Below are 3,927 nucleotides of genomic sequence, written 5' to 3' on the forward strand. Positions count from 1 at the left end.
GTGATGTATGGATACGTTAGTAGCTAAGTCGCTGTGTTCAATCGGGCGCGTAGTCGCATAGTCGCATAGTCGCGCAGTTTTTGGACGCACCCACCCCACCAAATAGGACGGGCAAGAGCTATTCTACTTGTTAAAGACAACGTCAATTGATGGAGCTTATACCATCAACTCAACTCCTGGCGAGCCAACTTATAAATGGGGGGTCACACCCCCCGAGCTCCACCCTTAAAAAATTCACTTTTGTATATGGAGCTCATGCTCAGGAGTTTATGAAATTGTATTTGTGTTCTAAATGTGGAACAACTCGCCACACACCCAATTTATTTGAAGGTAAACCATACTGTCGTAAGTGTTACAAAAAAGTGATTCAGAAGCCAAAAGGTTGTTCTATCCCTTTAGGGATACCCCCTAAAAATAGAGGTAACTATCGAAAAAGTCAGGGTTTACGTAAAAGAAGAATCTGGCGAGTAGTCAGAAATCAATCTGGTGAGATTATAGAAGAAGAGAGAATACCAAACCGCAAAGGACGTTTTAACCGTCATATCTCTCTAAATATGAAGGATAAACTCACCCCTCAACCCAATCATTAATCTTTTTTTTGTGGAGCTTGGCTCTAAGGTGGCTAAATGAACCAAAGAGTAATTCTTGAGACCTTACTGAATTTCATTACTCTTGTTGTGGCTATTAGTCGCATAGTCGCATAGTCGCACAAAAAGGAGAGATACACCTTGCAAGACAAATTTAATAAGAAAAACGTAACTCTCCGCCTTGTCTTGTGGTATTTTGCAATACACCAAGACGCGAGACTACTAAACTTTGTGGTCGCGGCGTAATTTGTTCAAGACTACTTAAGTACTTAGGTACATAGGTATCGTCATACCTAAGTAGTCCTCTTTTTTGGAGCTCTAAGGCTCTGGAGTGAAATTATGACTGAAGCAATAGAAGAAGCCACAAATCCTGAAAAGGAATGGCTAAAAACTTTAGTTCGAGCGGATTTTGAAAAAACTAAAGAGGATGAAGAACTTAAACTAAAACCCATAACCTCAGGGATACAATCACTAATCCTTGAATTCTACCAGCGGTTATCCTCGACAGATACACCAGACGAATTCGATCAGTTTTACAGTGAAAGACTGAAACAGTATAAAGCAATGCATTTGTTCATCAGTTTCCTTAATGAATATGCGGTTAAATTGGGGTTATCTCCCCGACCAACGGCACCAGAGTTTTACAGGAATTCACAAGAAGTAGAAAAGTATCTCTTTGAGATTACTGAAGCTACTCTCGGAGAACCACAGACACTTAAAACCTTGCAAGATCAGATCAGTGCAAAATATCCCGATCTACTCAGTCAAATCATTAAAAATGAAATTGACAAAACGAACGGGAAATATGAAGATTTTGTCAACAACGAAATGACAGAGATTGAGGAGAAAATTGATTTAGGGGTCGAAATAGAACTTGATCCCGTCATCAGTAAACAATTGCAATTAATCGAGGAATCTAAGGGAAAAATTCAGCAAATTTCAGCAGAATTAAACAAGATGATTATTCTCGGTGAAACGGTATGGGAATATCTCATCTATGCAATGGTGAGCCCGCACTGCCCACCCTTTTACATCAATGGTCTTAAAAAACGTGCTAATTTGCACGTACTTCTGGTGGGCGATATTTCTACAGCAAAGTCAGAAATCATCGACGTTACTGATGAAATAGCCTTTAAGAGTTTTAAAATAGACGATAGCACACGCGCCGCTATGGAAGGAAAATATACTACTGAAGGAATCGAAGCTGGGGTTATCGACCATGCTAACAATGGCTTGCTCTGTATTCACGAATTCGATAAAGCCTTGAAGGAGTTTAAATTACTCCGAAGGTGTCTCGATTGCAGAGATTTTACAATTGCGAAAGGCGAGCACATGAAAATCACTAACATCAACATGACACTTTTCTGTGGAGCCAACCCAACCGATGATTTTTTCCATAAAGAATGTTATCGGGATCAGATCCCCTTTTCAGAGGGGCTTCTGAGCAGGTTTGATATAACATTGCCCCTCCAATCTACCCCACTACGTAATAACCTCATGCTTGATCGTTTAGACCTCTTTTCCGAAGATAAAATCGTTGATATTACAAAAACCAAAGAAATCTTAGCAACTTTAATTCATGGCATACAGAAACTCAAAGGCGTTAAAATCGAACAAGAACACCAAAAAATGATAAAAGAAGTCTTTCGTCTGTATAACATTCGTTTACCACGCCGCCCCTTTGTAATCCTTCGAGACCTCGAAACCATTGCCCGATTTGTCAATGTAATAGCGTCTGCCAACTTTTATAATAGACAGGTAAAAGACGGCTACGTGTATGCTATAAAAGAGGACATTGAGAAAGCAATTTCCCTATGGGAGGACTTAATGCACCGCCGCCGACAACTGTACGAAGAAACAGGCGCAAAGAAAGAATTGACAAGCATTGATGACATAATCAAGAAAGAAATCATCATGCACGGTAAAGACCACATTAAAAGTACGGATCTTTATGAGATAATCGTGGAAAAACTCCATATATGTCACAAAGCGACCTTCTATAGAGCACTAAATCGCATGGAAGCGCAGGGAAAAATACAACGTAAAGGCAGGAAAAACGCAACAATCATCCTCAACTCCTAATTTTTTTCTCATTACTTAAGTACTTGTAAATGGAGCTTACTTCCAGGAGTAATATTTTTAACATAGTCACTACAAAAGTATATACGGTGTTTATATTGATCGAAAAAAAGAAAGTTTATAGATCAGGCAACTCAAAAGCCGTCCTCATACCCGCCTCTACATTTAAAGCGATGGAGAAACCCGATAAGGTATCAGTTGCTTTTAACGAGGTTATGATAGTTTTTAATGAGGATATGGACATTGAGATGATTAAATCTGACATCTTAAACCTTCTCAAGTCAATAGAACTGCGTTATGGGAAGGTTACATAATTCTTTTTTGTGGAGCTTGGCTCTAAGGTGGATTTATGGTAATTAAAGGCGAAGCGCAAACCATGCACCAAGCATGGCAAAAAGCCTTTGTGAATCTCGAAGAAACTATTAAAGAACGAGAAGTCGAACTTAAAAGACTACAAACGGCTAAAAAAGAATGTCAGAAAAAACTCACAAAGGCGAATAAACAAACGGTTCTTGAACTAATTGAGACACGAATTGATTACTTACAGAAAAAACTCGAAAGCGAGAGAAGTATGCTCAATAGTTTAGAACCTTACAACTCTTAACCTTTTTTTCCCTTCTTGTGGAGCTATAAGGCTCTGGAGTGAAAACATGACCTTAGAATACAAAGGGTTTTTTAAAAACGTAAACTACGAACCCGAAAAGGGAGATTGGATCGAGGTTTTTGCAAGCGATTGGAACAAAGACTATTGGGCATTCTACGCATACATTCCATTCGAGAACTATGAACAAGGAATTCAAGTGATCAATGACTTGATCGGCGAATTGAATTGGCGAGACGGGGACGTATATATTGAGTTAATTAATATGAGTCCTGGTCTTGAAAAATTGTATAACAAACTCTACGATGACGGCTATTTTGCTCATTGGTCGGCTCTTAATCCCGACAAATGGCGCGAATATTTAGAGGAAATCGAAGAGGAAGAAGCCGAAGAATTTTCCGACTTCAAAGATCAATATTTTAGGAAAAACTGTCAAACAAAATCAATTGAAGAGTGCGATGAAACGTCTTGCAATGAATCTTGTATAGATGAATGGGCGTATCCTCAACGACCAGATCCATCCCTGTATTACGACCAATAAATCTCCACCTTTTTTTTCTTTCATGGAGCTAACAAAGGCTCAGGAGTGTTTACTATGAATGTCGAAATCAATTCTTTCGCGGATCTTATATACGTCCTATCTGAATTCGCAAAAGTTGA

The 3,927-nt window shown here is 39.0% G+C and carries 4 protein-coding genes; all 4 read left to right on the forward strand.

Annotated elements, in window-relative coordinates; translation table 11 throughout:
- The first annotated feature begins 926 nt into the window (after nt 1–926).
- The 4 genes from QVB70_RS07705 (at nt 927) to QVB70_RS07720 (ending at nt 3,808) form a co-directional block, all read left to right on the forward strand.
- The gene (locus QVB70_RS07705) at nt 927–2,669 is read left to right on the forward strand and encodes a hypothetical protein (protein ID WP_287585080.1); all 1,743 of its coding nucleotides are present in this window, start codon (nt 927–929) and stop codon (nt 2,667–2,669) included.
- A 95-nt stretch (nt 2,670–2,764) separates the two neighbouring features.
- Nucleotides 2,765–2,980, forward strand: coding sequence for a hypothetical protein (locus QVB70_RS07710; RefSeq protein ID WP_287585082.1), 216 nt, complete (start codon nt 2,765–2,767; stop codon nt 2,978–2,980).
- A 35-nt stretch (nt 2,981–3,015) separates the two neighbouring features.
- Nucleotides 3,016–3,270, forward strand: coding sequence for a hypothetical protein (locus QVB70_RS07715; protein WP_287585084.1), 255 nt, complete (start codon nt 3,016–3,018; stop codon nt 3,268–3,270).
- 46 nt (nt 3,271–3,316) lie between these two features.
- On the forward strand, nt 3,317–3,808 hold the full coding sequence (locus QVB70_RS07720; protein WP_287585086.1) for a hypothetical protein: 492 nt from the start codon (nt 3,317–3,319) through the stop codon (nt 3,806–3,808).
- The last annotated feature ends 119 nt before the right edge of the window (nt 3,809–3,927 follow it).

It is taken from the genome of Candidatus Borrarchaeum sp. (genome assembly GCF_019058535.1).
Classification (GTDB): domain Archaea; phylum Asgardarchaeota; class Sifarchaeia; order Borrarchaeales; family Borrarchaeaceae; genus Borrarchaeum; species Borrarchaeum weybense.